This window comes from Actinospica sp. (genome assembly GCF_035552695.1).
Lineage (GTDB): Bacteria > Actinomycetota > Actinomycetes > Streptomycetales > Catenulisporaceae > Actinospica.
Genome location: NZ_DASZKT010000043.1, coordinates 21,476 through 47,771, shown reverse-complemented (window position 1 = coordinate 47,771; position 26,296 = coordinate 21,476). Strand labels below are relative to the sequence as shown.

The 26,296-nt window shown below is 72.0% G+C and carries 20 protein-coding genes and 1 pseudogene; 12 read left to right on the top strand and 9 right to left on the bottom strand.

The features are described from left to right. The first annotated feature begins 5 nt into the window (after positions 1 to 5). The 3 genes from VG296_RS06955 (at position 6) to VG296_RS06945 (ending at position 8,843) form a co-directional block, all read left to right on the top strand. Positions 6 to 3,224 (top strand): AfsR/SARP family transcriptional regulator, encoded by a 3,219-nt coding sequence (locus VG296_RS06955; protein WP_325564283.1) that lies wholly within the window; start codon positions 6 to 8, stop codon positions 3,222 to 3,224. A gap of 67 nt (positions 3,225 to 3,291) precedes the next feature. Beyond that, positions 3,292 to 6,516, top strand: coding sequence for an AfsR/SARP family transcriptional regulator (locus VG296_RS06950; RefSeq protein ID WP_325564281.1), 3,225 nt, complete (start codon positions 3,292 to 3,294; stop codon positions 6,514 to 6,516). A gap of 104 nt (positions 6,517 to 6,620) precedes the next feature. Next, positions 6,621 to 8,843, top strand: coding sequence for an NADP-dependent isocitrate dehydrogenase (locus VG296_RS06945; RefSeq protein WP_325564279.1), 2,223 nt, complete (start codon positions 6,621 to 6,623; stop codon positions 8,841 to 8,843). A gap of 76 nt (positions 8,844 to 8,919) precedes the next feature. Here VG296_RS06945 and VG296_RS06940 read toward each other — a convergent pair whose 3' ends face one another. Then, the gene (locus VG296_RS06940) at positions 8,920 to 9,180 is read right to left on the bottom strand and encodes a DUF3017 domain-containing protein (protein WP_325564277.1); all 261 of its coding nucleotides are present in this window, start codon (positions 9,178 to 9,180) and stop codon (positions 8,920 to 8,922) included. A gap of 97 nt (positions 9,181 to 9,277) precedes the next feature. Between VG296_RS06940 and VG296_RS06935 the strand changes: the two genes are divergently transcribed. From VG296_RS06935 to glgB, 3 genes are all read left to right on the top strand, one after another. Continuing rightward, positions 9,278 to 9,550 carry a LapA family protein gene (locus tag VG296_RS06935; RefSeq protein ID WP_325564275.1) on the top strand — a complete coding sequence of 91 codons (273 nt, stop codon included), beginning with the start codon at positions 9,278 to 9,280 and terminating at the stop codon, positions 9,548 to 9,550. Positions 9,551 to 9,748: 198 nt separating this feature from the next. Then, on the top strand, positions 9,749 to 10,024 hold the full coding sequence (locus tag VG296_RS06930) for a hypothetical protein (protein ID WP_325564273.1): 276 nt from the start codon (positions 9,749 to 9,751) through the stop codon (positions 10,022 to 10,024). Positions 10,025 to 10,164: 140 nt separating this feature from the next. Further along, positions 10,165 to 12,384 (top strand): 1,4-alpha-glucan branching protein GlgB, encoded by a 2,220-nt coding sequence (glgB, locus tag VG296_RS06925; protein ID WP_349259484.1) that lies wholly within the window; start codon positions 10,165 to 10,167, stop codon positions 12,382 to 12,384. A 74-nt stretch (positions 12,385 to 12,458) separates the two neighbouring features. Here glgB and VG296_RS06920 read toward each other — a convergent pair whose 3' ends face one another. Next, complete coding sequence (locus tag VG296_RS06920; protein ID WP_325564269.1) at positions 12,459 to 13,316, bottom strand: bifunctional methylenetetrahydrofolate dehydrogenase/methenyltetrahydrofolate cyclohydrolase; 858 nt, start codon at positions 13,314 to 13,316, stop codon at positions 12,459 to 12,461. Positions 13,317 to 13,411: 95 nt separating this feature from the next. Between VG296_RS06920 and VG296_RS06915 the strand changes: the two genes are divergently transcribed. Then, on the top strand, positions 13,412 to 13,906 hold the full coding sequence (locus VG296_RS06915; protein WP_325564267.1) for a DUF4190 domain-containing protein: 495 nt from the start codon (positions 13,412 to 13,414) through the stop codon (positions 13,904 to 13,906). Between the two features lie 57 nt (positions 13,907 to 13,963). Here VG296_RS06915 and purH read toward each other — a convergent pair whose 3' ends face one another. Further along, entirely contained in the window at positions 13,964 to 15,547 is a 1,584-nt protein-coding gene (purH, locus tag VG296_RS06910) for a bifunctional phosphoribosylaminoimidazolecarboxamide formyltransferase/IMP cyclohydrolase (RefSeq protein ID WP_325564265.1), read from the bottom strand. Next, positions 15,544 to 16,185 (bottom strand): phosphoribosylglycinamide formyltransferase, encoded by a 642-nt coding sequence (purN, locus tag VG296_RS06905; RefSeq protein WP_325564263.1) that lies wholly within the window; start codon positions 16,183 to 16,185, stop codon positions 15,544 to 15,546. Before purN ends, purH begins: the two co-directional genes overlap by 4 nt. A 144-nt stretch (positions 16,186 to 16,329) precedes the next feature. On the opposite strand from purN, the gene VG296_RS06900 reads away from it, so the two are divergent. From VG296_RS06900 to VG296_RS06885, 4 genes are all read left to right on the top strand, one after another. Beyond that, complete coding sequence (locus tag VG296_RS06900; protein WP_325564260.1) at positions 16,330 to 17,373, top strand: hypothetical protein; 1,044 nt, start codon at positions 16,330 to 16,332, stop codon at positions 17,371 to 17,373. Positions 17,374 to 17,378: 5 nt separating this feature from the next. Next, complete coding sequence (locus VG296_RS06895; RefSeq protein WP_325564258.1) at positions 17,379 to 17,831, top strand: DUF2752 domain-containing protein; 453 nt, start codon at positions 17,379 to 17,381, stop codon at positions 17,829 to 17,831. A 69-nt stretch (positions 17,832 to 17,900) separates the two neighbouring features. Beyond that, positions 17,901 to 18,779: an RDD family protein gene (locus VG296_RS06890; RefSeq protein ID WP_325564256.1), complete on the top strand. Its 879-nt coding sequence runs from the start codon at positions 17,901 to 17,903 to the stop codon at positions 18,777 to 18,779. An 86-nt stretch (positions 18,780 to 18,865) separates the two neighbouring features. Continuing rightward, positions 18,866 to 20,428: an RDD family protein gene (locus VG296_RS06885; protein WP_325564254.1), complete on the top strand. Its 1,563-nt coding sequence runs from the start codon at positions 18,866 to 18,868 to the stop codon at positions 20,426 to 20,428. A gap of 159 nt (positions 20,429 to 20,587) precedes the next feature. Here the strand turns inward: VG296_RS06885 and VG296_RS06880 are convergent. The 5 genes and pseudogenes from VG296_RS06880 to VG296_RS06860 all read right to left on the bottom strand — a co-directional run. Then, positions 20,588 to 21,613 (bottom strand): annotated as a pseudogene (locus VG296_RS06880) (DUF6350 family protein); the annotation flags it as partial. Between the two features lie 407 nt (positions 21,614 to 22,020). Continuing rightward, entirely contained in the window at positions 22,021 to 22,905 is an 885-nt protein-coding gene (gene sucD, locus VG296_RS06875) for a succinate--CoA ligase subunit alpha (RefSeq protein ID WP_325564252.1), read from the bottom strand. Between the two features lie 19 nt (positions 22,906 to 22,924). Continuing rightward, positions 22,925 to 24,097, bottom strand: a complete 1,173-nt coding sequence (gene sucC / locus VG296_RS06870; protein ID WP_325564250.1) for an ADP-forming succinate--CoA ligase subunit beta — start codon at positions 24,095 to 24,097, stop codon at positions 22,925 to 22,927. Between the two features lie 286 nt (positions 24,098 to 24,383). Beyond that, the gene (locus VG296_RS06865; RefSeq protein WP_325564248.1) at positions 24,384 to 24,677 is read right to left on the bottom strand and encodes a hypothetical protein; all 294 of its coding nucleotides are present in this window, start codon (positions 24,675 to 24,677) and stop codon (positions 24,384 to 24,386) included. Between the two features lie 106 nt (positions 24,678 to 24,783). Beyond that, positions 24,784 to 25,221, bottom strand: coding sequence for a cobalamin B12-binding domain-containing protein (locus tag VG296_RS06860; RefSeq protein WP_325564246.1), 438 nt, complete (start codon positions 25,219 to 25,221; stop codon positions 24,784 to 24,786). Between the two features lie 223 nt (positions 25,222 to 25,444). On the opposite strand from VG296_RS06860, the gene VG296_RS06855 reads away from it, so the two are divergent. Further along, on the top strand, positions 25,445 to 26,254 hold the full coding sequence (locus tag VG296_RS06855) for an ABC transporter ATP-binding protein (RefSeq protein ID WP_325564244.1): 810 nt from the start codon (positions 25,445 to 25,447) through the stop codon (positions 26,252 to 26,254). The last annotated feature ends 42 nt before the right edge of the window (positions 26,255 to 26,296 follow it).

Genomic DNA, 26,296 nt, shown 5'->3' with positions numbered 1-26,296 from the left:
GCCCCATGCGATACACCCTGCTCGGATCGCTGTCGGTGGCCGATGCCGCGGGCCCGGTCGTGCTCCGCGGCGCGCAGCGGCGGACGCTGCTCGCCGTGCTGCTGCTGCACGCCGGCGAACCCGTCTCGGCGGAGGCGCTCATCGACCTGCTCTGGGGCGAGGGCTCCGGACAGGGCGCCGTGATGGCGCTGTACAACCAGATCAAGCGGCTCCGGCAGGTCTTCGGCGACGAGAACCTGATCCGCGCGGTGCCGCCCGGGTACTCGATCCGGGTCGAGCCCGGCGAGCTCGACCTGCACGTGTTCGCCGAGGAGTGCGCGGCCGGCCGCCGGAAGCTCGCGGACCGGAAGTGGTCCGACGCGGCCCGGCACTACGGCACTGCGCTCGGGCTCTGGCGCGGCCGGCCGCTGGCCGACATCCCGGCGCTCACCGGAATCCCGCGGGTCCGCGAATTGGAGGAGGCTCGAGTCCAGGCGCTGCAGGGGCGGATCGAGGCGGAGCTCCAACTCGGCCGTCACCACGAGCTGATCGGCGAGTTGCGTGAGCTCATCGTGGAGCATCCGCGGCATGAGGCGTTTCGCAGCCAGCTGATGCTCGCGCTCTACCGTTCCGGGCAGGCGGAGGATGCCGCGGCCGAGTACGACGCGTATCAGGAGTCACTGCTCGACGACCTCGGCCTCGAGCCGAGTGCGGCCCTGCGTGAGCTGCGTGTCGCGATCGTCCGCCGAGACCCCGCGCTCTCGTTGCCGCCGAATCCGAACGCCCCGCGCCAACTGCCGACCAGCACGCGCGCGTTCACCGGTCGGGAGGCGGAGCTGGCCGAACTGATCGCCGCTGCGGGGCGCGCCTCGGGTGCCGTCGTCATCTCGGCGCTGGACGGCATGGGCGGGATCGGCAAGACCGCGCTGGCCGTGCACGCCGCGCACCACGTGGCCGACCGCTTTCCGGACGGGCAGCTGTTCATCGACCTGCGCGGGCACGCAGCGCACGAAGCCGACCCGGTGGACCCCGGGCAGGCGCTCGCCTATCTGCTGCGCGCGCTCGGCACGCCGGCGCAGCGGATTCCGGACGGCGTGGCCGAGCGCGCCGAGCTGTACCGGACGACGCTCGCCGACAGCAGAACCCTGATCGTGCTGGACAACGCGGCGGACGGCGAGCAGGTGCGTCCGCTGCTTCCCGGAACCCGCGGCTGCCTCGTGCTGATCACCAGCCGCGGCCGGCTGGCCGGGCTGACCGACGCACACTCGCTCACCCTCGACATCCTCGGCGCCGACGAGGCCGTCGCCCTGCTCGTCAGGGCCGCCGGACGCGAGCGCACGCTCGACGCCTCGCCGGAGGTCCGCGAGCTGGCCGCGCTCTGCGGGTTCGTGCCGCTGGCCTTGCGGATCGTCGCGGCCCGGCTGCGGCACAGCAGTGCTCTGCGCGTCGAGGACCTGCTCGCCGAGCTGCGCGACGAGGACGTGCGCCTGGGCCACCTGACCGACGGCGAGCGCGACCTGACCTCGGTCTTCGAGTCCTCCTACGCGCACCTGCCGAAGCCGGAGCAGCGGACGCTGCGGCTGCTCGGTGTGCTGCCCGGCCCGGAGATCGACGCGTACGCGGCGGCGAACCTGCTCGACACGGACACCGAGACGGCCGCACGCCTGCTGGACTCGCTGCTGAATCGCAGCCTGCTGATCCAGCAGGCCGAGGGCCGGTACGGCATGCACGACCTCGTACGCGCATATGCCAGGACACTGATGGACGCCGCGAGCGACGAGGCGGGCGCGGCGCGGAACCGGCTGGCGGACTACTACCGGTACGCGACGTGGACCGCGTCGCGCCACCACGCGACCGCGATCCGCTGGCGGGAAGCGGTCACGAGCTTCGGCCCGAGCCCCGAACTCGACTCCATGGCCCGGGCGATGGCCTGGCTGCGCACGGAGCGGGCCGACCTGCTCGCCGCGGTCGCCGATGCCGCCGTGCCGCCGGAGCGCCGCATCGATCTGGCCCTCGGACTCGCCTCGCTGCTCCAGCTCGACGGCCCCTGGGCGGAAGCGGTGGCGCTGCAGGAGCAGGCGGAACGCGAGGCGGCGGCGCTGGGCGACACGCAGAGCCGAGCCGACGCGCTGCGCAACCTGGCCCAGATCATCACGCTCCTCGCACAGCCGGGGGCGTACGAGCGGTCCAAGATACTGCTCGGCCGGGCGCTTGGGCTCTACCGCGAGGTCGGCAACCGGCCCGGCGAGGCCGACGCGCTGTTCCGCACCGGCCGGGTGCTGACCCACATGCACGAGTTGGACGCGGCGCTGGTCCCCGAGCGGGAGGCCCTCGACGTGTTCCGGGAGATCGGCGACCGGCACGGCGAGGCCCTGGCGCTGCAGTCGATCGCCGACACCGTACGGATGCTCGGGCGCAACGCGGAGGCGGTGGAGGCGTGCCGGGCGACGCTGGCGATCCACCGTGAGCTCGGCAACCGCCAGGCCGAGGCGACCGCGCTGCAGAAGCTCGGCTACGTCCTGCTCGATCTCGGCGAGCACGACGAGGCGCACGAAGCGCTCGTGCGCGCGGTCGAGATCAACCGCGAATTCGACCAGCGGGTGGGCGAGGGCGCCTCGCTGGACGGTCTCGGCATGATCCACACGGTGTGCGGCGAGTACGAACAGGCGGGAGAGGCGCTGAACCGCGCATACCGGCTGTTCGACCAGCTCGACTATCCGCTCGGTCGGGCCGTCATCACCGAGCATCTTGGCCGGCTCCGCGTCGCGGCGGGCGACCCGCTCGCGGGGATCAAGCTGCTCGAGGAGTCGCGGCAGCACTACGCGTCCGTGGAGAGCAGGTACGGCGACGTCGAGGTCGACCGCGAGCTCGGCTGGGCGCGCATCCGGGCCGGCGACCCCGGAGGCAGCGAGCTGATCCTGCGGGCGCTCGACGCGCACCGGGGAACGCTGGACGACCCGCCGGGCGAGGTGGACGCGCTGGTCTACCTGGGTCTTGCCGCCCTCGAAGCGGGCGACGCGCAGGCCGCACTCGCCCGCTTCGATCAGGCGCTGCCGCTCGCACGCCGAATCCGCCGTACCGTCGCCGAGGCCCGGAGCCTGGACGGCGTCGCGCGCTGCCGGGTGCTGCTCGGCGACCCTACGGCCGCGCTGGAGCCGCTGCGCGAGGCGGTCCGGCTCTACCGCTCGATGCGGCTCGCGGAGCTCGGCGAGGCCGAGCAGCGGCTCGCCGCACTCGGCGGCTGAGCGGCGGCCGAGCTCCGGCTGAGGCCCGGCACGACGGCCAGCGGGGATAGGTGCTTAGATCCCGCTCATGCGCTTCAATCTGCTCGGGTCATTGTCAGTGCTCGACGACTCCGACTCGATCACCCTGCGTGGTGCGCGGCGGCGGACGCTGCTGGCCATGCTGCTGCTGCACGCCGGCGAGCCCGTCTCGGCGGAGGCGCTGACCGAGCTGCTGTGGCGCGAGTCCTCCCGGCAGGAGGCCGCGATGCCGCTGTACAACCAGATCACGCGGCTGCGAAAAGCCCTCGGTGACGAGGACCGCATCCGGGCCGTGCCGCCCGGGTACCTGGTCCGGGTCGAGCCGGGCGAACTCGACCTGCACGTCTTCGCCGAGAAGTACACGGCCGGCCGCCGGGCGCTGGCCGCGCGGTCGTGGGCCGAGGCGTCCCGGCGGTTCGGCGAGGCGCTCGGCCTGTGGCGCGGCAGACCGCTCGCGGACATCCCGGCGCTCGCCGACGACCCGCGCGTCCGCGAGCTCGAGGAGACGCACGTCCAGGCGCTGCAGGGCCGGAACGAGGCGGATCTCAATCTCGGCCGTCACCACGAGCTGATCGAGGAGCTGCGCGCGCTGATCCCGGAGCATCCTCGGCACGAGGCGTTTCGCGGCCAGCTGATGCTCGCGCTCCACCGCGCCGGGCAACCGGACGACGCCGCTGCCGAGTACGACGCGTACCAGGAGTCCCTGCGCGAAGAACTGGGCCTGGAGCCGGGCAAGGAACTGCGCGAGTTGCGCGATGCGATCGAGCGCGGCGACCCCGCGCTCGCGCTCCCGTCGAACCCGGACGCCCCTCGCCAGCTCCCGGCGGACACGCGCACGTTCACCGGCCGGGACGCGGAGCTGTCCGAGCTGGTCCGGTCGGCGCGGCAGTCCTCGGGCACGCTGGTCATCTCGGCGCTCGACGGGCTCGGCGGCATCGGCAAGACCGCGCTGGCCGTGCACGCCGCGCACCGCCTCGCCGACCGCTTCCCGGACGGCCAGCTGTTCATCGACCTGCGCGGCCATTCGCCGGGCAGCGAACCCGTCCCCGCCGCGGACGCGCTCGCCTACCTGCTGCGCGCGCTCGGCGTGCCGCCGGGGGCGGTCCCGGCCGAGCCGGCGGAACGCTCGGCGCTCTACCGCGGCCGGCTGGCCGAGAGCAGAACGCTGATCGTGCTGGACAACGCGGCGGACCCCGAGCAGGTCCGCCCGCTGCTGCCGGGCGCTCCGGGCTGCCTCGTGCTGGTCACCAGCCGGAACCGGCTGGCCGGACTCGAGCAGGCCAGGACGATGACCATGGACGTCCTCGGCGAGGCGGCGTCGTTGGCCCTGCTCGGCAAGGTCGCCGGTCCGCGACACCGGCTGACCGACTCCCCCGCCCTGCGCGAGCTGGCCGAGCTGTGCGGCCGCCTCCCGCTCGCCCTGCGCATCGTCGCGGCGCGGCTGCGCCATCAGGACGCTGTGACCGTCGAGGACCTGGTCGCCGAGCTCGGCGACGAGGACCGGCGGCTGGGCGGGCTGACCGACGGGGAGCGCGATCTGCGGTCCGTATTCGACTCCTCGCTCGCGGCCCTGCCCGAGCCGGAGCGCGGCCTGCTGATCCTGCTCGGCCTGGCCGCGGGCCCCGACATCGACGCCTACGGCGCCGCGAACCTGGCGGACCTGGACCTGGCGACGGCCCGGCGCCTGCTGGACGCGCTGGTCGAGCGCAATCTGCTGAACCGCCAGCACACGGACCGCTACGGCCTGCACGACCTGGTGCGAGCCTATGTCCGGACCCTGATGGACCGCGCGGGCGATCAGGCCCGCGCCGCCCGGGAGCGGCTGCTCGGCTACTACCAGCACACCGGGTGGACCGCCGCCCTGCATCAGGCGGCCGGGACCCGCTGGCGGGCCCACCACTTCCCGGAGCCGTCCGGCCCGACCCCCGAACTACTCGATCTGGCGGGTTCGCTGTCCTGGTTCCGGGCGGAGCGGGCGAATCTGCTCGCCGCCGTGTCGGACGTCAGCACCCCGCCGGAGCGCCGGATCGACCTGACGGCGGCGCTGGCGGGCTATCTGCTGCAGGACGGCCCCTGGTCGCAGGCCGTGCAGCTGCACGAGACCGCCGCGCGCACCGCCGAAGAACTGGGCGAGCGGCTCGCGCAGGCCAACTCGCTGTGCAACCTGAGCCAGATGCTCAGGCAGATCGGGCGGAGCGAGTTCGACCGGTCGGCGCAGTCGGCCGAGCAGGCCCTGCGGATCTGCCGGGAGCTCGGGCACCGACCCGGCGAGGCCGACGCCCTGTACCGGCTGGGACAGCTCTCCTACAACCAGGGCAGGCCCGCGGAGACGATGGCGCTGCACGAACTCGCCCTGCCGATCGCGCTGGAGCTGGGCGACCGCTACGCGGAGGCCGAGATCAGACTCGCGCTCGGCCAGTGCCACGACCTGCTGTACCAGAAGGAGGAATCCCGGCTGCAGCACGACATCGCGGCGCGGCTCTACCGGGAACTCGGCCTCCCGCATCTGGAGGCGTTCGTACTCAACTCCCTCGCCCGCGAGGAGATCAACGACGGCGAGATCGCGAGCGCGGCGGAGCACGCAGTGCGCTGCCTGGCCATCAGCCGCGAGTACGGCTATCCCCAGGTCGAGGCGGGTTCCCTCCTCAACCTGGCCAACATCGACAGCATGCGGGGCGAGCACGAACAGGCCCACGCGGGATACCGCGGCGCCCTCGCGATCTACGAGGAGCTCGGTTACGAGACCGGGGTGACCATGGTGATGGCCTTCGCCGGTCCGGCCCGGACCAACGCCGGCGACCTGGACTGCGCGATCGAGTACCTCGAACGCGGCTATGCGGACGTCGAGGCCGAAGGCGCGCACCTGTACACCCAGATGGAGCTCATGCGCGAACTCGGTTTCGCGCGCTATCTGACCGGCGCCGCCGACGAGGGCCTCGCGTTGATGGAGCGGGCGCTGGGGATCTACCGCGGGCAGCTGGACGACCCCCAGGGGCTCGCCGCGACGCTGAACCGCCTGGGCACGGTCGCCCTCGACCAGGACGAACCGGCGGCGGCGCTCGACCGCTTCGGCGAGGCCCTGCAGCTCACCCTGGAGGCGGGCATGCTGATCGACCAGGCCCACGCACTGGACGGGATGGCACGCTGCCGGGAACGGCTCGGAGACCCGGCGGCGGCCGCCGAGAACCTGCGCGCGGCCGTGGACCTGTACCGGCGGATCGGCGCCTTCGAGCTGGCCGAGGCGGAGCGCCGGCTGGCCGCGCCGGACGGCTGAGCCCGGGCCGCGGGCCGGTGCGGCGCCCGGTACGCCGAGCCCCGGGGACTGAGGTATCTTGATGTCGAGAAAATAGCGAAGTCCTCAGCCGAGCGGAGCACCCGGTGACAGATTCCACCATCATCTACACGCACACCGACGAGGCGCCGGCGCTGGCGACGTACTCGTTCCTGCCGATCGTCCAGGCCTACGCCTCGACCGCCGGGATCACCGTGCAGACCCGCGACATCTCGCTCGCCGGGCGCATTCTCGCCCTCTTCCCCGAGTACCTGAACGAAGGCCAGCGGATCGGCGACGCGCTGACCGAGCTCGGCGAGCTGGCCACCACCCCGGGCGCGAACATCATCAAGCTGCCGAACATCTCCGCCTCGGTGCCGCAGCTCAAGGCCGCCGTCGCCGAACTGCGGAGCCAGGGCTACGCGCTGCCGGACTTCCCGGACGAGCCGAAGACCGACGAGGAGCGCGAGATTCGCGCGCGTTACGACAAGGTCAAGGGCAGCGCCGTGAACCCGGTGCTGCGCGAGGGCAACTCGGACCGCCGTGCCCCGGCGTCGGTGAAGAACTACGCGAAGACCCACCCGCACCGCATGGGCGCCTGGTCGGCCGACTCCGAGACCGAAGTCGCCACGATGGGCGAGAACGACTTCCGGTCCACCGAGAAGTCCGCCACGCTGACCGCCGCGGGCAGGCTGCGGATCGAGCACGTCGCCGCCGACGGCGCCGTGACCGTGCTCAAGCAGAGCGTGCCGGTGCTCGAGGGCGAGGTCGTCGACGCCTCCGTCATGCACGTCGCGGCGCTGGAGAGCTTTCTCGCCGAACAGATCGCGCGAGCCAAGAGCGAGGGCGTGCTCTTCTCGGTCCACCTGAAGGCCACCATGATGAAGGTCTCCGACCCGATCATCTTCGGCCACGTGGTGCGCGCCTTCTTCCCGAAGACCTTCGCCGCGTACGGCGCCGACCTCGCCGCCGCGGGCCTGAGCCCGAACGACGGCCTCGGCGGGATCCTGAACGGCCTGGCCGCGCTGGCGAACGGCGCCGACATCAAGGCCTCGTTCGACGCCGAGATCGCCGAGGGACCCGCGCTGGCCATGGTCGACTCCGACCGGGGCATCACGAACCTGCACGTGCCCAGCGACGTGATCGTGGACGCCTCGATGCCCGCGATGATCCGCACCTCGGGACACATGTGGGGCCCGGACGGCAAGGAGGCGGACACCCTCGCCGTGCTGCCGGACAGCAGCTACTCGGGCGTCTACCAGGCCGTCATCGAGGACTGCAAGGCGCACGGCGCCTACGACCCGGCCACGATGGGCTCGGTGCCGAACGTCGGCCTGATGGCGCAGAAGGCCGAGGAGTACGGCAGCCACGACAAGACCTTCGAACTCGCCGCCGCGGGCACCGTGCGCGTGGTGGACGAGTCGGGCGCGACCGTGCTCGAGCAGGCCGTCGGGGCCGGGGACATCTTCCGCATGTGCCAGACCAAGGACCTGCCGATCCGCGACTGGGTGAAGCTGGCCGTCACCCGCGCCCGCGCCACCGGCGACCCGGCGGTGTTCTGGCTGGACGCCACCCGCGCGCACGACGCCGAGCTGATCAAGAAGATCGACGCGTACCTGCCGGAGCACGACACCGCGGGCCTGACCATCAAGGTGCTGTCCCCGGTCGAGGCGACGAAGCTCTCGGTGGAGCGGATCCGCCGCGGCGAGGACACCATCTCGGTCACCGGCAACGTGCTGCGCGACTACCTCACGGACCTGTTCCCGATCCTGGAGCTGGGCACCAGCGCCAAGATGCTCTCCGTCGTGCCGCTGATGAACGGCGGCGGCCTGTTCGAGACCGGCGCCGGCGGCTCCGCGCCGAAGCACGTGCAGCAGCTGGTCAAGGAGAACTACCTGCGCTGGGACAGCCTGGGCGAGTTCCTGGCCCTCGCGGTCAGCTTCGAGCAGTTCGCGACCACCGCGGGCAACGCGCGGGCGCAGGTGCTCGCGGACACCCTGGACCGGGCCACCGCGACCTTCCTGAACGAGGACAAGTCCCCGAGCCGCAAGCTCGGCGGGATCGACAACCGCGGCTCGCACTTCTACCTGGCGCTGTACTGGGCGCAGGAACTGGCCGCGCAGACCGCGGACGCGCGGCTCGCCGAGGCCTTCGCCCCGCTGGCGGCGAGGCTGGCCGAGCAGGAGAAGACGATCGTGGACGAGCTGATCGCGGTCCAGGGCTCCCCGGTCGACCTCGGCGGCTACTACCAGCCCGACCCGGCCAAGGCCGGCGCGGCGATGCGCCCCTCGGCCACCTTCAACCAGGCGCTGGAGCTGCTGACCAAGTAGCCCCCGGCGCTTTCGAGAACGGCCTCGGCCCGGATGTGCGGATCCGGGCCGAGGCCGTTCGTTCTCGATTCAGGTCTCAGTTGGTCAGGTGGACGACCGAGAGGATCAGCATCACCAGGCCGAGCAGGCCCATGGTGACCACGTCCACCCCGCGGCCGCGGATGGCCAGCAGCCCGGCCCGCGGGGTGGGCAGCGCGAAGCGCAGGCCTGAGCCGAGCAGCAGCGCGCAGCCCAGGATGAGCACGCCGTGCTGCAGGTTGCCGAGCGCTATCAGCGCCACGGCGGCGAGGGCCACCGCGAATACGGTGGCGAAGGGCCACTCACGCCGTACGTCCATAGCTCCATGGAACCACGCTTCGGCCACCCGTGCGGACCGCGCCCGAGAGGCGGGCGGTTCATCGTGCCCTTATGCTGTGTGATACGAGGAGGCACACATGAGTGCGAACATCCCGCCGGTCGGCTCGGCGGAGCCGGAGCGCAAGCGCGACTCGCGGCTCGCCGAGCGGCTGGCCACGCCGAAGGTGTTCATCGGCGGCCTCGTCAGCGCGGCGTCGCTGTGGTTCATCATCGCCAACAACTCCCAGGTCCGGATCCACCTCTGGGTGACGTGGATCAGCGCGCGGCTGTGGGTCGTGCTGCTGATCGTCTTCCTGGCCGGGGCGCTCGTCGGCTTCCTGGGCGGGCGGCGCCGGGCCAAGCGCAAATAGCGGCGGGCAGGGGGTACGCCGTAGGCACGCCGGGGCGCGCGACGTGCGGCGGACGGCGCGGAAGGCCACGGCGGCGTACACGGGCCCGGCCGTACGCTCCGTAGTCCGGCGACGCCCGGAGATCTACGGTGGAAGAGACCGGCGGGCAGGCTCGGTACTCACCGCCCACTGCGTGTCGAGGTCTGGCGAGGTGCTTCCGTGGTCCCCGAACAGCGTTCACCCGTACAGCTCATTCCCACCCATCATCCGGAACTGTGCTCGATCCGGATCTTCTGCGGCGACTGCAACTGCGGCTGCCCCGAGCTCTTTCTCGATCCGGAGGCCGATCCGCCGCGCCGGATCGTGCTCGCCGACGACTTCGGCCAGCGCGTGCAGATGTCCGTGGAACAGCTCAAACAGCTGGTCGGGGACGCGAAATCGGGCCTGTTGGACGAGCTGATCCGGCGGGCCGTCGGCACCCGCGGCTACTCCTGACGGTGCGTCGGACGACGCGGCCGCCGAGCCGCCCGGCCGCCACGCCGTGGGCTTCCGGTAACGCCCCCGCCTCCCGCTGCTCCCCCGAACGTGGCAGTCTGGGACGGGTGACGGGAGAACAGAACAAGAGCTCGGCGGCCATCGACGCCACCACCGGGACGGCCGCCCCTGCCGAGCGCCCGGATTCGGTTCAGCTCGAGGGCCTGCTCGGCGGCGCGGTGCACGATCCGCACGCGCTGCTCGGCTCGCACCCGGCCGGCGACGGAGCACGCGTCATCAGGGTGCTGCGGCCGTTCGCCGAGGGCGTCCGGGTGGTCCAGGCGGACGGCGAGTACGCGCTGCACGACCAGGGCGAGGGCCTGTTCGCCGGGGTCGTGCCCGGCCGGCCCGACGAGGCTTACCGGCTGCGGGTGGACTACGGCGAATCGGTCTTGGAGCAGGACGACGCCTACCGGTTCCTGCCGTTGCCCGGCGACGTCGACCTGCACCTGATCGGCGAAGGCAGGCACGAGCAGCTGTGGGAGGTGCTCGGCGCGCACGTGCGCACGGCCGACGCCCCGGACGGCGGCACGGTCGAGGGCACCGGCTTCGCGGTCTGGGCGCCGAACGCGCAGGGCGTGCGCGTCATCGGTGACTTCAACTACTGGGACGGCACCGGCTACCCGATGCGCTCGCTCGGCTCCAGCGGCGTCTGGGAGCTGTTCGTGCCGGGCATCGGCGCCGGGCAGCGCTACAAGTACGAGATCCTCGGCCGCGACGGGGTCTGGCGGCAGAAGGCCGACCCGCTCGCGCAGCGGACCGAGTGCCCGCCGGAAACCGCGTCGGTGATCGACGTCTCGCACTACGAATGGGCCGACGGCGAGTGGCTCAAGCGGCGCACCGAGTCGGACCCGTACCGCGAGCCGCAGTCCGTGTACGAGATGCACCTCGCCTCGTGGCGGCCCGGGCTGACGTACCGCGGGCTGGCCGAGCAGCTGCCGCGGTACCTCAACGAGCTCGGCTTCACGCACGTCGAGTTCCTGCCGCCGACCGAGCACCCCTTCGGCGGCTCGTGGGGCTATCAGGTCTCTTCGTACTTCGCGCCGACCGCGCGGCTAGGCGACCCGGACGACTTCAAGGCCCTGATCGACGCGCTGCACGCCGCCGGGATCGGCGTGATCGTGGACTGGGTGCCCGCGCACTTCCCGAAGGACGCCTGGGCGCTCGCGCAGTTCGACGGCACGAACCTGTACGAGCACCCGGATCCGTGGCGCGGCGAGCACCCGGACTGGGGCACGCTGGTGTTCGACTTCGGGCGCCGCGAGGTGCGCAACTTCCTGCTCGCCTCGGCGCTGTACTGGTGCGAGGAGATGCACATCGACGGGCTGCGCGTGGACGCGGTCGCCTCGATGCTCTACCTCGACTACTCGCGCCCGGCCGGGGAATGGCACCCGAACGCGTTCGGCGGCCGGGAGAACCTGGAGGCGGTCTCCTTCCTGCAGGAGCTGACCGCGACGGTGTACAAGCGCGTGCCCGGCGTGCTGATGTTCGCCGAGGAGTCGACGGCCTGGCCCGGCGTCACCCAGCCGACCAGCCACGACGGCCTGGGCTTCGGCTTCAAGTGGAACATGGGCTGGATGCACGACACGCTCGGCTACGTGTCCGAGGAGCCCGTCAACCGGCGCTACCACCACCACCGGATGACGTTCTCGCTGGTCTACGCGTTCACCGAGAACTTCATCCTGCCGCTCAGCCACGACGAGGTCGTGCACGGCAAGCGCTCGCTGCTGCACAAGATGCCCGGCGACCGCTGGCAGCAGTTCGCGAATCTCAGGGCCCTGCTGGCGTACATGTGGGCGCATCCCGGCAAGCAGCTGCTGTTCTCCGGCGGCGAGTTCGCGCAGAGCGACGAGTGGTCCGAGCAGCACGGCCTGGACTGGTGGCTGCTCGACCACGCCGAGCACCGCGGCGTGTTCAAGACGGTCCAGGACCTGAACGCCGCGTACCGGGACCGTCCGGCGCTGTGGCAGCAGGACTTCAGCCCCTCGGGATTCACCTGGCTCTCCTCCGACGACGCCGACCACAACGTGTTCGCCTTCGCGCGCTGGTCCGAGGACGGCACCCCGCTGGTCTGCGTGGCCAACTTCGCCGGCGTGCCGTGGGAGGACTACCGCCTGCCGCTCCCCCTCCCCGCCGACCGCGCGCCGCGCTGGAACGAGGTCCTCAACACCGACGCCGAGCAGTACGGCGGCAGCGGCGTCGGCAACATGGGCCAGGTCCACTCGATCGCCGAACCGATGTGGAGCCAGCCCGCCCACGCGGTGCTGCGCCTGCCCCCGCTGGGCGTGCTGTGGCTGGAGCCCGCTAAGGGCACTGAGTAGGGACACCTCGGACCGTCCAGGGCCGACCGGCTCACATTTGCCGGTCGGCCCTGCCTGCGCCGCCGACGCTCCGCCTAGCGGCCGGCCGCGGCGCGCTCGGCGGCTTCGACGACGTTGGTGAGCAGCAGCGAGCGGGTCATCGGTCCGACGCCGCCGGGGTTGGGTGAGAGGAAGCCGGCGACTTCGGCGACGTCGGGGTGCACGTCGCCGGTGAGCTTGCCGTCCACGTGCGAGACGCCGACGTCCAGTACGGCGGCGCCGGGCTTGACCATGTCGGCGGTGATCATGTGCGGGACGCCGGCCGCGGCCACCACCACGTCCGCGCGGCGGACGTGGGCGGGGATGTCGCGGGTGCCGGTGTGGCACAGGGTCACGGTCGAGTTCTCGCTCTTCCTGCTGAGGATCAGGCTGAGCGGGCGGCCGACGGTGATGCCTCGGCCGATGACGACGACGTCGGCGCCGTTGAGCTGCACTCCGAATCTGCGCAGCAGCACGACGCAGCCCCACGGCGTGCACGGCAGCGGGGTCGGCTCGCCGAGCACCAGCTTGCCGAGGCTCAGCGGGTGCAGGCCGTCGGCGTCCTTGGCCTGGTCGACCTTCTCGAGCACCGGGTACTCGTCCAGGCCCTTGGGCAGCGGCAACTGCACCAGGTAGGCGTGACAGGCCGGGTCCGCGTTGAGTTCCTCGACCGCGGCCTCGACCTCGGCCTGGGTGGCCGTCGCCGGCAAGCGCCTGTCGATCGAGTCGATGCCGATCAGGGCACTGTCACGGTGTTTCATCGAGACGTAGGCGTGCGATCCGGGGTCGTCGCCGACCAGGATCGTGCCGAGGCCCGGCGTCACGCCGCGCTCCTTGAGCTTGGCCACCCGCGCGCTCAGGTCGGCGCGGATCTCCTTCGCCGTAGCCCAGCCGTCCAACACGGTCGCTGTCATGGTGTCATCCTCGCATTTGCTCTACGCTCGTTCGGTGATCAGCCGAAATCCATTCACGAAATCAAATTCTTCTCAGTCCGAAGGGTGAGGATCAGGTGTCCGAGCAGTGGGGGCAAGAGCCGCAGGATCAGCCGGAACAGGGGCAGTCCCCGTCACAGTTCCCGCAGTACCCGCAGCAGCAGTACCCGGCCGCGCCGCCGCTCGCGGGCGGCCTCGGCGGCGGTGGCGGCATCCCCGGCGGCGGCTACGGCGCGCCCGGCCAGCCCTACGGCCCGCCGCGCAACAGCAAGCTCGCGATCTCCTCGCTGATCCTCGGCATCATCTCGCTCCCGATGATCATCTTCGGCTTCTTCGGTTCGATCGTGGGCCTGGTCGGCCTGATCCTCGGCATCATCGGCATCGTGGGCGCGTCCCGGCGGAACCTCAAGCGCGGCCTCGGCATCGCCGGGATCGTCCTGTGCGTGCTCGGGATCATCGGCGGCGGGCTGGTGACCGTCGCGGCGGTGCACGCGGCCAACTCGTGCAAGTCGATCGACAAGAACGACACGTCTGCCTACAACGCCTGCATCAAGCGCAACCTGAAGCTCTGACCATTCGAGCACTGACGGCGGCCCTGATATACGCGTCAGGGCCGCCTCGTGCGTTCGTCAGTGCGCGAAGTGCCGGGTGCCGGTCAGGTACATGGTCACGCCGGCCGCCTCGGCCGCCGCGATCGAGTCGGCGTCCCGCACCGAGCCGCCCGGCTGCACGACCGCGCGCACACCCGCGTCGATCAGCACCTGCAGGCCGTCGGGGAACGGGAAGTAGGCGTCCGAGGCGGCGACCGAGCCGGCGGCCCGCTCGTCGGCCCTGGCCACGGCGAGCCTGGCCGAGTCCACCCGGTTCACCTGCCCCATGCCGACGCCCACCGAGGCGAGTCCGCTCGCGAGCAGGATGGCGTTGGACTTCACCGCGCGCACCGCCCGCCAGGCGAACGCGAGGTCGGCGAGCACCTCGTCGGACGCGGCCGGTCCGGCGGCGAGCTGCCAGGCCTCGGTCGCGTCGCCGGGCGCCTGGTAGAGGTCGCCCTGCTGGACCAGCAGGCCGCCGCAGATCTGCCGGAACTCGACGTGCCGGCGGGCCCGCGCCGGGGTGCGCAGCAGCCGGATGTTCTTGCGCGCGGCCAGGATCTCGACCGCGCCCTGCTCGTACTCGGGGGCGATCAGCACCTCGGTGAACACCTCGGCGACCTGCCGCGCCATCTCCACGCTGACCGGCCGGTTGACGGCGATGACCCCGCCGAACGCGGAGACCGGGTCGCAGGCGTGCGCCTTGCGGTGCGCGTCGGCGACGTCGGCCGAGGAGACCGCGATGCCGCACGGGTTGGCGTGCTTCATGATCGCGACGCAGGGCTCGTCGAAGTCGTACGCGGCACGCAGCGCGGCGTCGGAGTCCACGTAGTTGTTGAAGGACATCTCCTTGCCGTGCAGCTGCTCCGCCTCGGCGAGCGTGCCCGCGCTGTGCTGCGCGAGGTAGAGGGCGGCCCCCTGGTGCGGGTTCTCGCCGTAGCGCAGCACCGAGGAGCGCACGTACGGCATCGCCAGGAACTCGGGGAACGGCGAGTCGTCGGCGGGCGCGTAGTCGCGGGCGAACCAGGAGGCCACGGCCGCGTCGTACGCCGCGGTGTGCGCGAAGGCCTCGGCGGCGAGCCGCTTGCGCTGGGCCAGCGTGAAGCCGCCGTCGGCCGCGTTCACGGTGCCGAGCACGTCGGCGTACCGCTCGGGGTTGACCACGACCGCGACGCTCGGGTGGTTCTTCGCGGCGGCGCGCACCATGGACGGGCCGCCGATGTCGATCTGCTCGACGCATTCGTCCGGCGCGGCACCCGAGGCGACCGTCTGGGTGAACGGGTAGAGGTTGACGACCACCAGGTCGAAGGGCTCGATGCCGAGCTCGTCGAGCTGCGCGACGTGCTCGGGCAGCCGGCGGTCGGCGAGGATGCCCGCGTGCACCTTGGGATGCAGGGTCTTGACCCGGCCGTCCAGGCACTCGGGGAAGCCGGTGAGCTCGGCCACCTCGGTGACCGGCACGCCCGCCGCGCGGATCCGCGCGGCCGTGCTGCCGGTGGAGACGAGGGCGACGCCGGCCGCGTGCAGGCCCCGGGCCAGCTCCTCGAGGCCGGTCTTGTCGTAGACGCTGACCAGCGCCCGGCGGATCCTGACGGTCTCGGTGGTCTCGATGGTCTCGCTCATTTCACGGTCACCTTTCGCTCCGCGTCGATGGTCCAGCCGTTGCGGGCCATCCGGCCCACGTAGTTCACGAGCAGCGCTCGTTCCGCGACCTTGATGCGGTCGTGCAGGGAGTTCTCGTCGTCGCCCGCCTCGACCTGGACCGCGCTCTGGGCGATCACCGGGCCGTCGTCGACGCCCTCGGTCACCGCGAACAGGGTGCAGCCGGTGACCTTGACGCCGTAGGCGAGCGCGTCGCGCGCCGCGTGCATGCCCGGGAAGGAGGGCAGCAGGGCCGGATGGGTGTTGACGACCCGGCCGGGGAAGGCCGCCAGGAAGTCGGGTCCGAGCAGCTTCATGAACCCGGCGCTGACCACCAGGTCCGGTTCGTACGCCGCCACGGTGTCGCGAATGGCGAGGTCCCAGGTCCGGCGGTCCGGATGGTCCTTGACCCGGTGGACGAAGGTGGGGACGCCCGCCGCGTGCGCGCGCTCGAGTCCGGCGATGCCGTCTCGGTCGGCGCCCACCGCGACGACCGCGGCGCCGTAGGCCGGGTCCCGGCAGGCGTCGAGCAGGGCTTGGAGATTGGTCCCGGTGCCGGAGACCAGCACGACCAGGCGTGCCGGCGCATGGCCGGGTAGGAGATCCAGAGTGGAGGCCACGACCGCGGCTCCCTTTCTGTGAGATTCTGGCTGCAGACAATCAAGTGCACCGTATCCAGCGGCCGCGTAACGGGCGGGACACGGATTCGCGGCCAACGATATCTATGGATACCGTGATAGGGCCAATCAGCGACTGACGACGATATGACGACAGAGCCCGAGGAGAACGTGACCGACGCCTCGCCCAGCCAGACCGGGTCCGCCGGGCCGGAGAGCGCTCCGGGGCCGGACTCGGGCGACGGTTCCGGCGACGCCGCGCCGAACCGCTCCCCGCAGCCCCCGCGCTGGTCGGACAGCCAGCCCGCGCCCGCGCCCTGGTACGTCGGCCGCCCCGGCGCCGCCCCGCAGTCGCAGGCCGGCTGGGGCGTGGCCATGCCGCCGCAGCAGCCCGCGCCGCCGCCCGCGGGTGCCGAGGATGCCGCCGGTGCCGAGGGCACGACGGGCGCGCAGGACGCGGACGGTGCCGAGGGCGCAGCCGGCGCCGGCGACTCCGAGGCCGATTCCGGAAAGCCCGAGACCCCGGGCGATCAACCCGAACAGTCCGGTCAGTCCGATCAGTCCCCTGAGGCGCAGGGCACGCCGGGGACCCCGGAGCCGCCGCCCATCGCGCCGCCGCAGCCGCCGCAGAATCCTTACGACCAGCCGGGTCCGTTCGGTCCGCCGCCCCCGCCGATGCCGCCCTGGCAGGACCCGAACCGCTACGGGCCGCCGAGGCCGCAGCAGCCCCCGAATCAGCAGCAGGACGACCCGTGGCAGCGCCAGCGGCAGCAGCGTCAGCCCGCCGAGCAGGAGAAGCGTCAGCCGCTGGATCTGCGCACCCGGTGGGCGCGCGGCCTGGCCCTCGGCGCGATCGGGTGCACGCTCTTGGCGATCTGGTACAGCATCTCGAACTTCCCGACGTGGATGGTCGGCGCCGGGGCCGGGCTCGTGCTCGGGCTGACCGGGCTGTGGCTTGGCGTGTTCGCGCAGCGTGCGGCGCTGGCGAAGGGCAAGCGCGCGCCGGAGGCCGTCGGCGCGATCGTGTGGAGCTCGATCGCCTCGCTGCTCTCGCTGATGATCCTGGCGTTCTCGCTGATCTTCTACACGCAGCTGTCGCAGCTCTCGAACTGCCTGCGCTCGGCCACGACGATCTCCGCGCAGAACCAGTGCGAGACGAACTTCCAGAACGACTTCGGGACCAGGGGCTGAGGCCGATGTCCGCGGCCGAGGCGGCACCGGCCCCGAGCCGGCTGGTCCGGCTGGCGCCGCGCGGCGTCCCGGAGCGGGTCCTCGCCTCCGGCGGACGACTCGGCCTGGCCGCGGTCTGCTCGCTCGGCGCCGCCTGGATCCACGGGCACCACGACCCCGGCGCGCTCTGCCCGCTGCGGCGGCTGACCGGTATCCCGTGCCCGATGTGCGGCTCGACGACCGTGTTCATGGAGGCCGGGGCCGGGCACTGGACGGCCGCCCTGACGGCCAATCCGCTGACCGTCCTCGCGTTCGCGGTCTTCCTCGCCGCGCCGCTCACGCGCATCGACCCGGTCGCCTCCTGGGCCAATCTCCCGGTACGCCGGCGCAACACCGTGCTCGGCGTCCTGCTGGCGCTCGCCTGGGTCTGGCAGCTGCACCGCTTCGGCTTCGTCCTCGGCGGCACGCGGTTGGCGTAGTCCGGGAGGCGGCCCGGCCGACCCTGTCACATGATCTGTTTGACGGACGGACAGATCTTGGAGGCCACGGTGACGACGCCCGAGAACCCGAGCTCGCAGGACCCGCATTCGCAGGAGCAGCAGCAGCAGTCCGCGGCGGCGGCGGGCCAGGGCGAGCCGCCGGTCGCGCCCGAGGACGCGCTGCGGGAACTGCACCAGCAGCCGCGCGTCGACGAGCAGGGCAATCCGACCGCGTACACCGCCGTCCCGCCGCCGCTCAACCAGCAGCAACAGCCCGGGCAGCCGCAACAGGCGTGGCAGCCGCCGAACGAGCACGGGCAACAGCAACCCGGCCACGGTCAACAGCCCGGCTACGACCAGCAGCAGCCCTCGTACGCCCAACAGCCGGGCTACGGTCAGCAGCCTGAATACGGCCGGCCGCAGCCGCAGGACCAGCCGCCGCCCGGCTACGGCTATCCGCCCCCGCCGCCTCCCGGCTACGGCCCGCAGTACGGCGGCGCGCCGCTCGGCGCGACGGGCCTGCCGCCCGGGATGCCGCCGTTCGCTACGTGGTGGCAGCGTGTCGGGGCGTGGCTGATCGACAACGGCATCGCGCTCATCGGCGGCTGGTTGACCGACGCCGCGTACTACGACTGGGGAAACGGCCCGCGCATCACCGGCTGGGTGATTTCCGTCGTCGGCCTGGTGTGGGCCGTCTACAACGCGTACCTCGCCGGAAAGGCCGGGCAGTCCACCGGCAAGAGAATGGCCGGTATCCGACTCGCGCGATACTCGGACGGGCAGGTCGTGGGCCCGGCGTACGGAATCCTGCGCCTTTTCATGAACGCCGTGTTCTGGGCGATCTGCGTGATTCCCGGAATCCTGAACTACCTGTGGCCGCTGTGGGATCAGAAGTCGCAGACATGGAGCGACAAAATCGCCTCGTCCGTGGTCGTCCAGGCCAGGTGAACGAGCGGCTGTCCAACACCACAATCAGGTGACAAGTCCGGGGGCGGGGTTACCTGGCGTGGATTAGTCGGATAGCGTGCGGAACCATGTCCGACCCCTCTTCCGAGTCCAGTCCCGCCCAGCCGGACGACCAGTCCTCCCGGCCGGCGCCGCAGGCCGAGCCGACCCAGTGGGCCATCCCGACGCTGGGGAACCAGAACCAGGGCAGCGAGCCGACGCCGCAGCCGCCCGCCGCGCAGCAGCCGAACACCCAGGCCGAGCCGACGCAGTGGGCCATCCCGACCCTCGGCCGGCAGCCCGGGCAGCCGGGCCAGCCCGGTGCGGGTGACGCGTCGAGCGCCGAGCCGACCCGGCTGACCTGGGGTCCGGGCTCGGAGCCGGGCGCGCAGCAGAACCCGCAGTTCGGCGGACCGCAGCAGGGCCAGCCGCAGTTCGGGCAGCCGGCCGGCGCGCAGGGGCAGTACGGACAGCCGGGACAGCAGCCGCAGTTCGGCGGCGGACCGCAGCAGGGCCAGCCCGGACAGCAGCAGTACGGACAGCAGCCCGGAGCGGCGCAGCAGTTCGGCCAGCAGCCGGGTCAGAACCCGCAGTTCGGCCCGCCGCCGGGACAGCCGGGTCAGCCGCAGTACGGACAGCCCGGTCAGCAGCCGCCGCAGTTCGGCGGACCGCAGCAGGGACAGCAGCCGTACGGCCAGCCCGGACAGCCGGGTCAGCAGCCGCAGTTCGGCGCGCCGCAGGGCCAGCCCCAGTATGGCCAGCCCGGACAGCCGGGCCAGCAGCCGCCGCAGTTCGGCGCTCCGCAGGGCCAGCCCGGACAGCAGCAGCAGTACGGACAGCAGCCGTACGGCGCGCCCGGCCAGCAGAACCCGTATGCGCAGCCGCCGCAGCAGTTCGGCGGACCGCAGCCCACGAACACGCCGCCCGGCGGCTCGCCGACCGCGGGCCAGCCGAACCCGTGGGGCGCCCCCGGCACGCAGGACCAGGCGCCGGGTCAGCAGTTCGGCGGACCCCAGCAGGCGCAGTACGGACAGCCGGGCCAGCAGCCGCAGTTCGGCGGGCCGCAGCAGGGACAGCAGCAGTACGGACAGCAGCCGTACGGCGCCCCCGGCCAGTACGGCGCCCCCGGCGCGCAGGGCTACGGCCCCGGCCCGGGCATGCAGGGTGCGTACGCGGGCGTACCCGGCGGCGGGATGGGCTCAGCGGCCTTCGCCGGCTGGGGGCAGCGCGTCGGCGCCGGGCTCATCGACTACGTCGCCCTGCTGATTCCCACCTGGGCCTGCTACATCTACTACTTCAGCTCCATGAAGCCGGTCACCGTCGACCCCACCACCGGAGCCACCAGCGGCGGAGTCCCCGGGGGCGCCGTCGTCGCCCTGCTCGTCGGCGTCCTGTACGCCCTCGTCGTCGGCCTGTGGAACCTGTACCGGCAAGGCACCACCGGCCAGTCCGTCGGCAAGGGCGTCCTGCACATCAAGCTGATCCGGGAGGCCGACGGCCAGTTCACCGGCTTCGGCGGCTCCTTCGTCCGCGGGCTCGCGCACATCCTCGACGGCCTGCCCTGCTACATCGGGTACTTCGCCCCCCTCTGGGACGCCAGGAACCGGACCTTCGCCGACATGGTCTGCCACACGGTCGTCGTCCAGGCCTGATTCGAGGCTCGCGACGAACACCGGGGCGGACCCCGGCTCGACCGCGGCGTACGACTCGTCGTCGCCGTAGGCCGGAACCTCACAGCCCGTCTCACCGCGCCCGCGCAGCCGTCCGGCCAGCGCGGGCGCGGCGTACCAGACGCCGAACGCGGCCGCGGCCGCCAACAGCAGCTCCGCGGAGACGAGCGCGCCGACGAGCCACGCCGTCGAGCCGACCACCGACATCGGGCCGAAGGCCACCGGGCCGCCCGCGTACATCTCCGCCACGGCCAGCACCAGCCCGCCGCCCGCCGCCATCGCCGCGGTCGCGGTGACCCGGTCGGGCCACGCGCGTGCCCCGCGCCCGATCACCGCCGCGGCCAGTGCCCCGGCCGCCGCCGGCACCAGGAACAGCGCCAGCCACCCGGCCGCAGGGTGCTGCGAAGCCGGGGTCGCGGCGAGCAGCGGCAGTCCGGGCAGCGGCCCGCGCACGACCGAGAACACGGACACGTTCGTCCCCGTGCCGAGCGCGAAACCGGGCCCGGCGAGGACGGCGATCGCCCACAGCGCCGCGTTCGGCACCAACGCGACATCCACCAGGAACAGGCCGCTCTCGCCGGTCAGTCCCCCGCCGATCTGGCGCTGCGCCGCCAACGCGTCGTCGGCGTGCGCGATGATGAGGCCCGCCGCGAGCAGTGCCGCCGCGCCGAGGTAGACGCTGAGCGCGGCCACCGTCCCGCGCACCGCGGCCGGAAGCCAGGGCGCTTCCATCCGCGGCATCAGATCCCTGATCGCACCGGCCGCGCCCACGCCGTGGCCGACGAGCGCGATCACCGCCGGATACAGCGCGACCTGCGCGTATTCCGGCGTCAGCCCGTTGCCCGCGCTCGCGGCCGCGATGGCGCACGCGCACAACGCGTACCCGACCGCCGCGCCGAGCGAGGCCCGGACCGCGTACTCCGGCGCCCGCCGCGCCGTCCGCCGCCCGGTCGCGACCAGGCCCATCACCGGCAGCAGCGTGAATCCCAGAGGGCTGAGACCGAAGGGGCCGTCCGGCGCGTGCAGCAGCACGTGATGCGCCGCGAGCCAGAGCTGGCCGCTGACGCGCAGCGGAATCATCGGGTCGGAGCCGGCGGGCGCGGCCGTGGCCCACAGCAGCAGCGTGAGCGATACGGCCACGAGCCACCCGCCGACCGCCACCAGCATCGCGGCGCGCACCCCGTACAGGTACGCGGCGCCGTTCTCGGTGAAATCCCGCCGGACGCGGGACGGCAGCGCCCGCGCCGTCTCCGGAAGCTGCGGAAGCTGGGCGAGCTGATCGGCGATCATGCGCGGAAGCGGGAGCAGCGGCCGCGGCGTCGGTCTGAGCTCCCCCTGCTCGGCCTCGGCCCCGGCGGCCGCTTGTTCGGTGTCGGCCACCCCACCATGCTCGCGCGCGGGCACGCACACCCGGACGCGGCTCGCCATCCGGTCACCCAAACGAGAACCGGATCCCCCGCCCGCCGAGCGGGAGGGGGATCCAGTTCGCATGCGGCTAAGCTCGCCGACCGTACTACCGTCTCGGACGCCGGCCTCGACCCACCGCGACCAATCGCGCGGCGGGCCCGCGAAAGCTAATTCACAGCCTCGATGATCTCGCGCATCAGCCTCGCGGTCTCGGACGGGGTCTTGCCGACCTTCACGCCGACGGCCTCGAGGGCCTCCTTCTTCGCCTGCGCGGTGCCGGAGGAACCGGACACGATCGCTCCGGCGTGGCCCATCGTCTTGCCCTCGGGCGCGGTGAATCCGGCCACGTAGCCCACCACCGGCTTGGTGATGTGCTCCTTGATGTAGGCCGCGGCGCGCTCCTCGGCGTCTCCGCCGATCTCGCCGATCATCACGATCGCCGCGGTCTCCGGGTCGTCCTGGAAGGCCTGCAGCGCGTCGATGTGCGTGGTGCCGATGACCGGGTCGCCGCCGATGCCGACGGCGCTGGAGAAGCCCAGGTCGCGCAGCTCGTACATCATCTGGTAGGTCAGCGTGCCGGACTTGGACACCAGGCCGATCTTGCCGGGCTTGGTGATGTCCGCCGGGATGATGCCCGCGTTGGACTTCCCCGGACTGATCAGGCCGGGGCAGTTCGGGCCGATGATGCGGGTCCGCTTGCCCTGCGCGTGCGCCCAGAACTCGGTCGAGTCGTGCACCGGGATGCCCTCGGTGATGACGACGGCCAGCGGGATCCCGGCGTCGATCGCCTCGATCACGGCGCTCTTGGCGAAGGCCGGCGGTACGAAGATGACCGAGACGTCGGCGCCGGTCTCGGCGATGGCGTCGGCCACGGTGCCGTAGACGGGGATCTGCACGCCGTCGATCTCGACCTTCTCGCCCGCCTTGCGCGGGTTCACGCCGCCGACGATCTTCGAGCCCGAAGCCAGCATCCGCTTGGTGTGCTTCATGCCCTCGGAGCCGGTCATGCCCTGGACGATGATCTTCGAGTCCTCGTTGAGGAAGATAGCCATGGTGTATTCCTCCTCTTCCTTACTTCGCGGCCAGCTCGGCGGCGCGGGCCGCGGCGCCGTCCATGGTGTCCACCTGCTCGAGACCCGGCAGGCCGGCCTCGGTCAGGATCTTGCGGCCGAGCTCGGCGTTGTTGCCGTCGAGCCGGACGACGAGCGGCTTGGTCACGGCCTCGCCGCGCGACTCGAGCAGCGCGAAGGCCTGCACGATGCCGTTGGCCACCGCGTCGCACGCGGTGATGCCGCCGAAGACGTTGACGAACACGGACTTCACGTCGGTGTCGCCGAGGATGATCTCCAGGCCGTTCGCCATGACCTCGGCCGAGGCACCGCCGCCGATGTCCAGGAAGTTGGCGGGCTTCACGGCGCCGTGCGCCTCGCCCGCGTACGCGACCACGTCCAGCGTGGACATGACCAGGCCGGCGCCGTTGCCGATGATGCCGACCTCGCCGTCCAGCTTCACGTAGTTGAGGTGCTTCTCCTTGGCCGCCGCCTCGAGCGGGTTGGCCGCGGCCTTGTCCTCGAGCGCGGCGTGGTCGGCCTGCCGGAACGCGGCGTTCTCGTCCAGGCTGACCTTGCCGTCGAGCGCCAGGATGGTGCCCTCGGGGGTCTTGACCAGCGGGTTGACCTCGACCAGGAGCGCGTCCTCCTGGACGAAGACCTGCCACAGCTTCACCAGCACGTCGGCGACCTGGTCGGCCACGTCCGCCGGGAAGTTCGCGGCGGCCACGATCTCGGCGGCCTTGGCCGGGGTCACGCCCACGGTCGCGTCCACCGGCACCTTGGCGAGCGCCTCGGGCTTGGTGACGGCGATCTCCTCGATCTCCATACCGCCCTCGACGGAGGCCATCGACAGGAAGGTGCGGTTGGAGCGGTCGAGCAGGAAGGAGACGTAGTACTCGGTCTCGATCTCGGCCGTCGTCGCCAGCATCACGCGGCGCACGACGTGGCCCTTGATGTCCAGACCGAGGATCTGCTCGGCCTTGGCGCGGGCGTCCGCCGGGCCCTCGGCCAGCTTCACGCCGCCGGCCTTGCCGCGGCCGCCGGTCTTGACCTGCGCCTTGACGACCACCTTGCCGCCGAGCTCGGCGGCCGCGGCCTCGGCTTCCTCGGGAGTGTCAGCGATCTTGGCGGAGAGTACGGGTACGCCGTGCTTGGCGAACAGGTCCCTCGCCTGGTATTCGAAAAGATCCACGCTCGTCCGTCCTCAATGACGTGCTGCGGCTCGGGGCACGGGGTCCCCGTCCTGGACTAGATGCTTGTCCGAGGTTATCCCGTCCACGTTGCGGGGAAGGAATCCACGGGGTGTGAGCTACGCCGCTCATGGGCATCATCCAGGGTTCCGCCGCCGCGCCGGAGATCGTCCGGCCACCCGGCGCCCGACAGACGCACGATGCGTCCGTTTATCGGAATCGGGCGGGGGTGGCCGTCTCACGATCCGCGCTGAGCCTCATTCCGCGCCGTCATGCGTCGTCACACGGCTACACGCGCTCCAACAAGCCCGCGAGCAACCGCCCGACGACCAGGTACACGATCGTCGCGATGCCGTAGTTGAGCACCGTGTTCCACTTCCCGTTCGCCGTGTTGAACAACCCGTCGAACCACGCCGCGAGGTGCCGCGCCCAGTCCGCGTCCGTGGACACGATGCTGTTCGCGGAGTTCGCCCCGAAGAGCACGAAGATGATGTGGAGCACCAAGATGAGCGCGATGACGCCGACCACGAGCATGATGATCGCGCCTACGCCGTTGTACCGCCTTTGCACTGCACCAGCCATACGCTCGAGTGCCCCGAACATACGGGGACATGCGTACCCGCGGAAAATCTCCTAACCGCAACGGTTTCCGGGCCACGGCACAGTCCGGGGCACAGCGAACCGTCCGTCAGCTCAGGTTCGCGTAGGCCCAGTCGACGATCTGCTGGGTCGGGGTGCCGGGGGTGAAGACGGCGGCGATGCCGGCGTCGAGGAGGGTCTGGATGTCGCCCTCGGGGATGATTCCGCCGACGAAGACCTTGATGTCCGCTGCGTCCCGCTCCTTGAGCAGTTCGACGACCTTGGGGCAGAGCGTCATGTGCGCGCCGGAGAGGATCGACATGCCGATGCCGTCGGCGTCCTCCTGGATGGCGGTGGCCACGATCTGATCGGGCATCTGGTGCAGGCCCGTGTAGACGACCTCGACGCCGGCGTCGCGCAGGGCGCGGGCGACGACCTTGGCGCCGCGGTCGTGCCCATCCAGGCCGGGCTTGGCGATGACGACGCGGATGGGGGCGGCGCCGGGGGCGGGCGCGTTCGCCGCTTGCCTGGTCTCGGTCTCGCTCATGCTCACTCCTTCGTGAGGCCGATGGAGTACCCGCGTACTCGACACTTTCGGCCAGTCGCAGCGTAGCCGAGGCCCGGACGGGCGGCCCTTCGACGGAGCTGTGATATCCGGCACTGGGGTGGCGAGCAGGGGTGGCGGCGGGCGGGGGGTGGGGTTAGCACCACCCCGGGTTCGGGGGGCCGCGCCCTCGTGGCGCGATGCCCTCCGGCGCGAGCCTGGACGCATGACGGAGAACGCTGCGAACCGCACTCACCACACCGACACGACGCCCGCCGTCGAGGCGCGCGGGCTGACGAAGTCCTACGGGCACAAGAAGGTGGTCGACGCGCTGACCTTTCAGGTTCGCGCCGGCCGCGTGACCGGGTTCCTCGGGCCGAACGGCGCGGGGAAGTCGACCACGATGCGGCTGCTGCTGGGGCTGGAGCGGCCCGACTCCGGGACGGCGCTGATCAGCGGCCGGCCGTACGCCGCGCTGTCCGCGCCGCTCGCGCACGTCGGGGCGCTGCTCGAGGCGAAGTCCTTCCACAAGGGCCGCAGCGCGCGCAACCACCTGCTGGCGCTCGCGCAGTCGCAGGCGCTGCCGGTGCGGCGGGTCGACGAGGTGCTCGACATCGTCGGCCTGCACGATGTGGCCGCCCAGCGGGCCGGCGGCTACTCGCTCGGCATGGCGCAGCGGCTCGGCATCGCGGCGGCGCTGCTCGGCGACCCGCGGATCGTGCTGCTGGACGAGCCGGTCAACGGGCTCGACCCGGAGGGCGTGTTCTGGATCAGGAACCTGATGAAGCGGCTGGCCGCCGAGGGGCGCGCGGTGCTGGTTTCCTCGCACCTGATGAACGAGATGGCGGTGACCGCGGACCACCTGCTGGTGATCGGGCGGGGCCGGCTGCTGGCCGACTGCACCACCGCCGAGTTCATCGAGCGGCACACCGATCCCGCGGTCTACGCGGCGACCCCGGCGGTCGCCCGGCCCGCGCTGCTCGAGGAGGCGTTCATGCGGCTCACGGCCGGCGCGATCGAGTACTCGGCCCGATAGCCGCGACACCCGAAGACCCGCCAGACGAGACACCTGAGACAC

Bases quoted from the DNA above. Each gene is read 5' to 3' on its own strand.
- VG296_RS06935 (WP_325564275.1), top strand. From the start codon at position 9,278: ATGAGTGCGAACATCCCGCCGGTCGGCTCGGCGGAGCCGGAGCGCAAG.
- VG296_RS06940 (WP_325564277.1), bottom strand. From the start codon at position 9,180: ATGGACGTACGGCGTGAGTGGCCCTTCGCCACCGTATTCGCGGTGGCC.
- VG296_RS06885 (WP_325564254.1), top strand. From the start codon at position 18,866: ATGTCCGACCCCTCTTCCGAGTCCAGTCCCGCCCAGCCGGACGACCAG.
- VG296_RS06920 (WP_325564269.1), bottom strand. From the start codon at position 13,316: ATGACAGCGACCGTGTTGGACGGCTGGGCTACGGCGAAGGAGATCCGC.
- VG296_RS06900 (WP_325564260.1), top strand. From the start codon at position 16,330: ATGACGACAGAGCCCGAGGAGAACGTGACCGACGCCTCGCCCAGCCAG.
- VG296_RS06950 (WP_325564281.1), top strand. From the start codon at position 3,292: ATGCGCTTCAATCTGCTCGGGTCATTGTCAGTGCTCGACGACTCCGAC.
- VG296_RS06865 (WP_325564248.1), bottom strand. From the start codon at position 24,677: ATGGCTGGTGCAGTGCAAAGGCGGTACAACGGCGTAGGCGCGATCATC.
- VG296_RS06955 (WP_325564283.1), top strand. From the start codon at position 6: ATGCGATACACCCTGCTCGGATCGCTGTCGGTGGCCGATGCCGCGGGC.
- VG296_RS06860 (WP_325564246.1), bottom strand. From the start codon at position 25,221: ATGAGCGAGACCGAGACCAGGCAAGCGGCGAACGCGCCCGCCCCCGGC.
- VG296_RS06855 (WP_325564244.1), top strand. From the start codon at position 25,445: ATGACGGAGAACGCTGCGAACCGCACTCACCACACCGACACGACGCCC.
- VG296_RS06895 (WP_325564258.1), top strand. From the start codon at position 17,379: ATGTCCGCGGCCGAGGCGGCACCGGCCCCGAGCCGGCTGGTCCGGCTG.
- purH (WP_325564265.1), bottom strand. From the start codon at position 15,547: ATGAGCGAGACCATCGAGACCACCGAGACCGTCAGGATCCGCCGGGCG.
- sucD (WP_325564252.1), bottom strand. From the start codon at position 22,905: ATGGCTATCTTCCTCAACGAGGACTCGAAGATCATCGTCCAGGGCATG.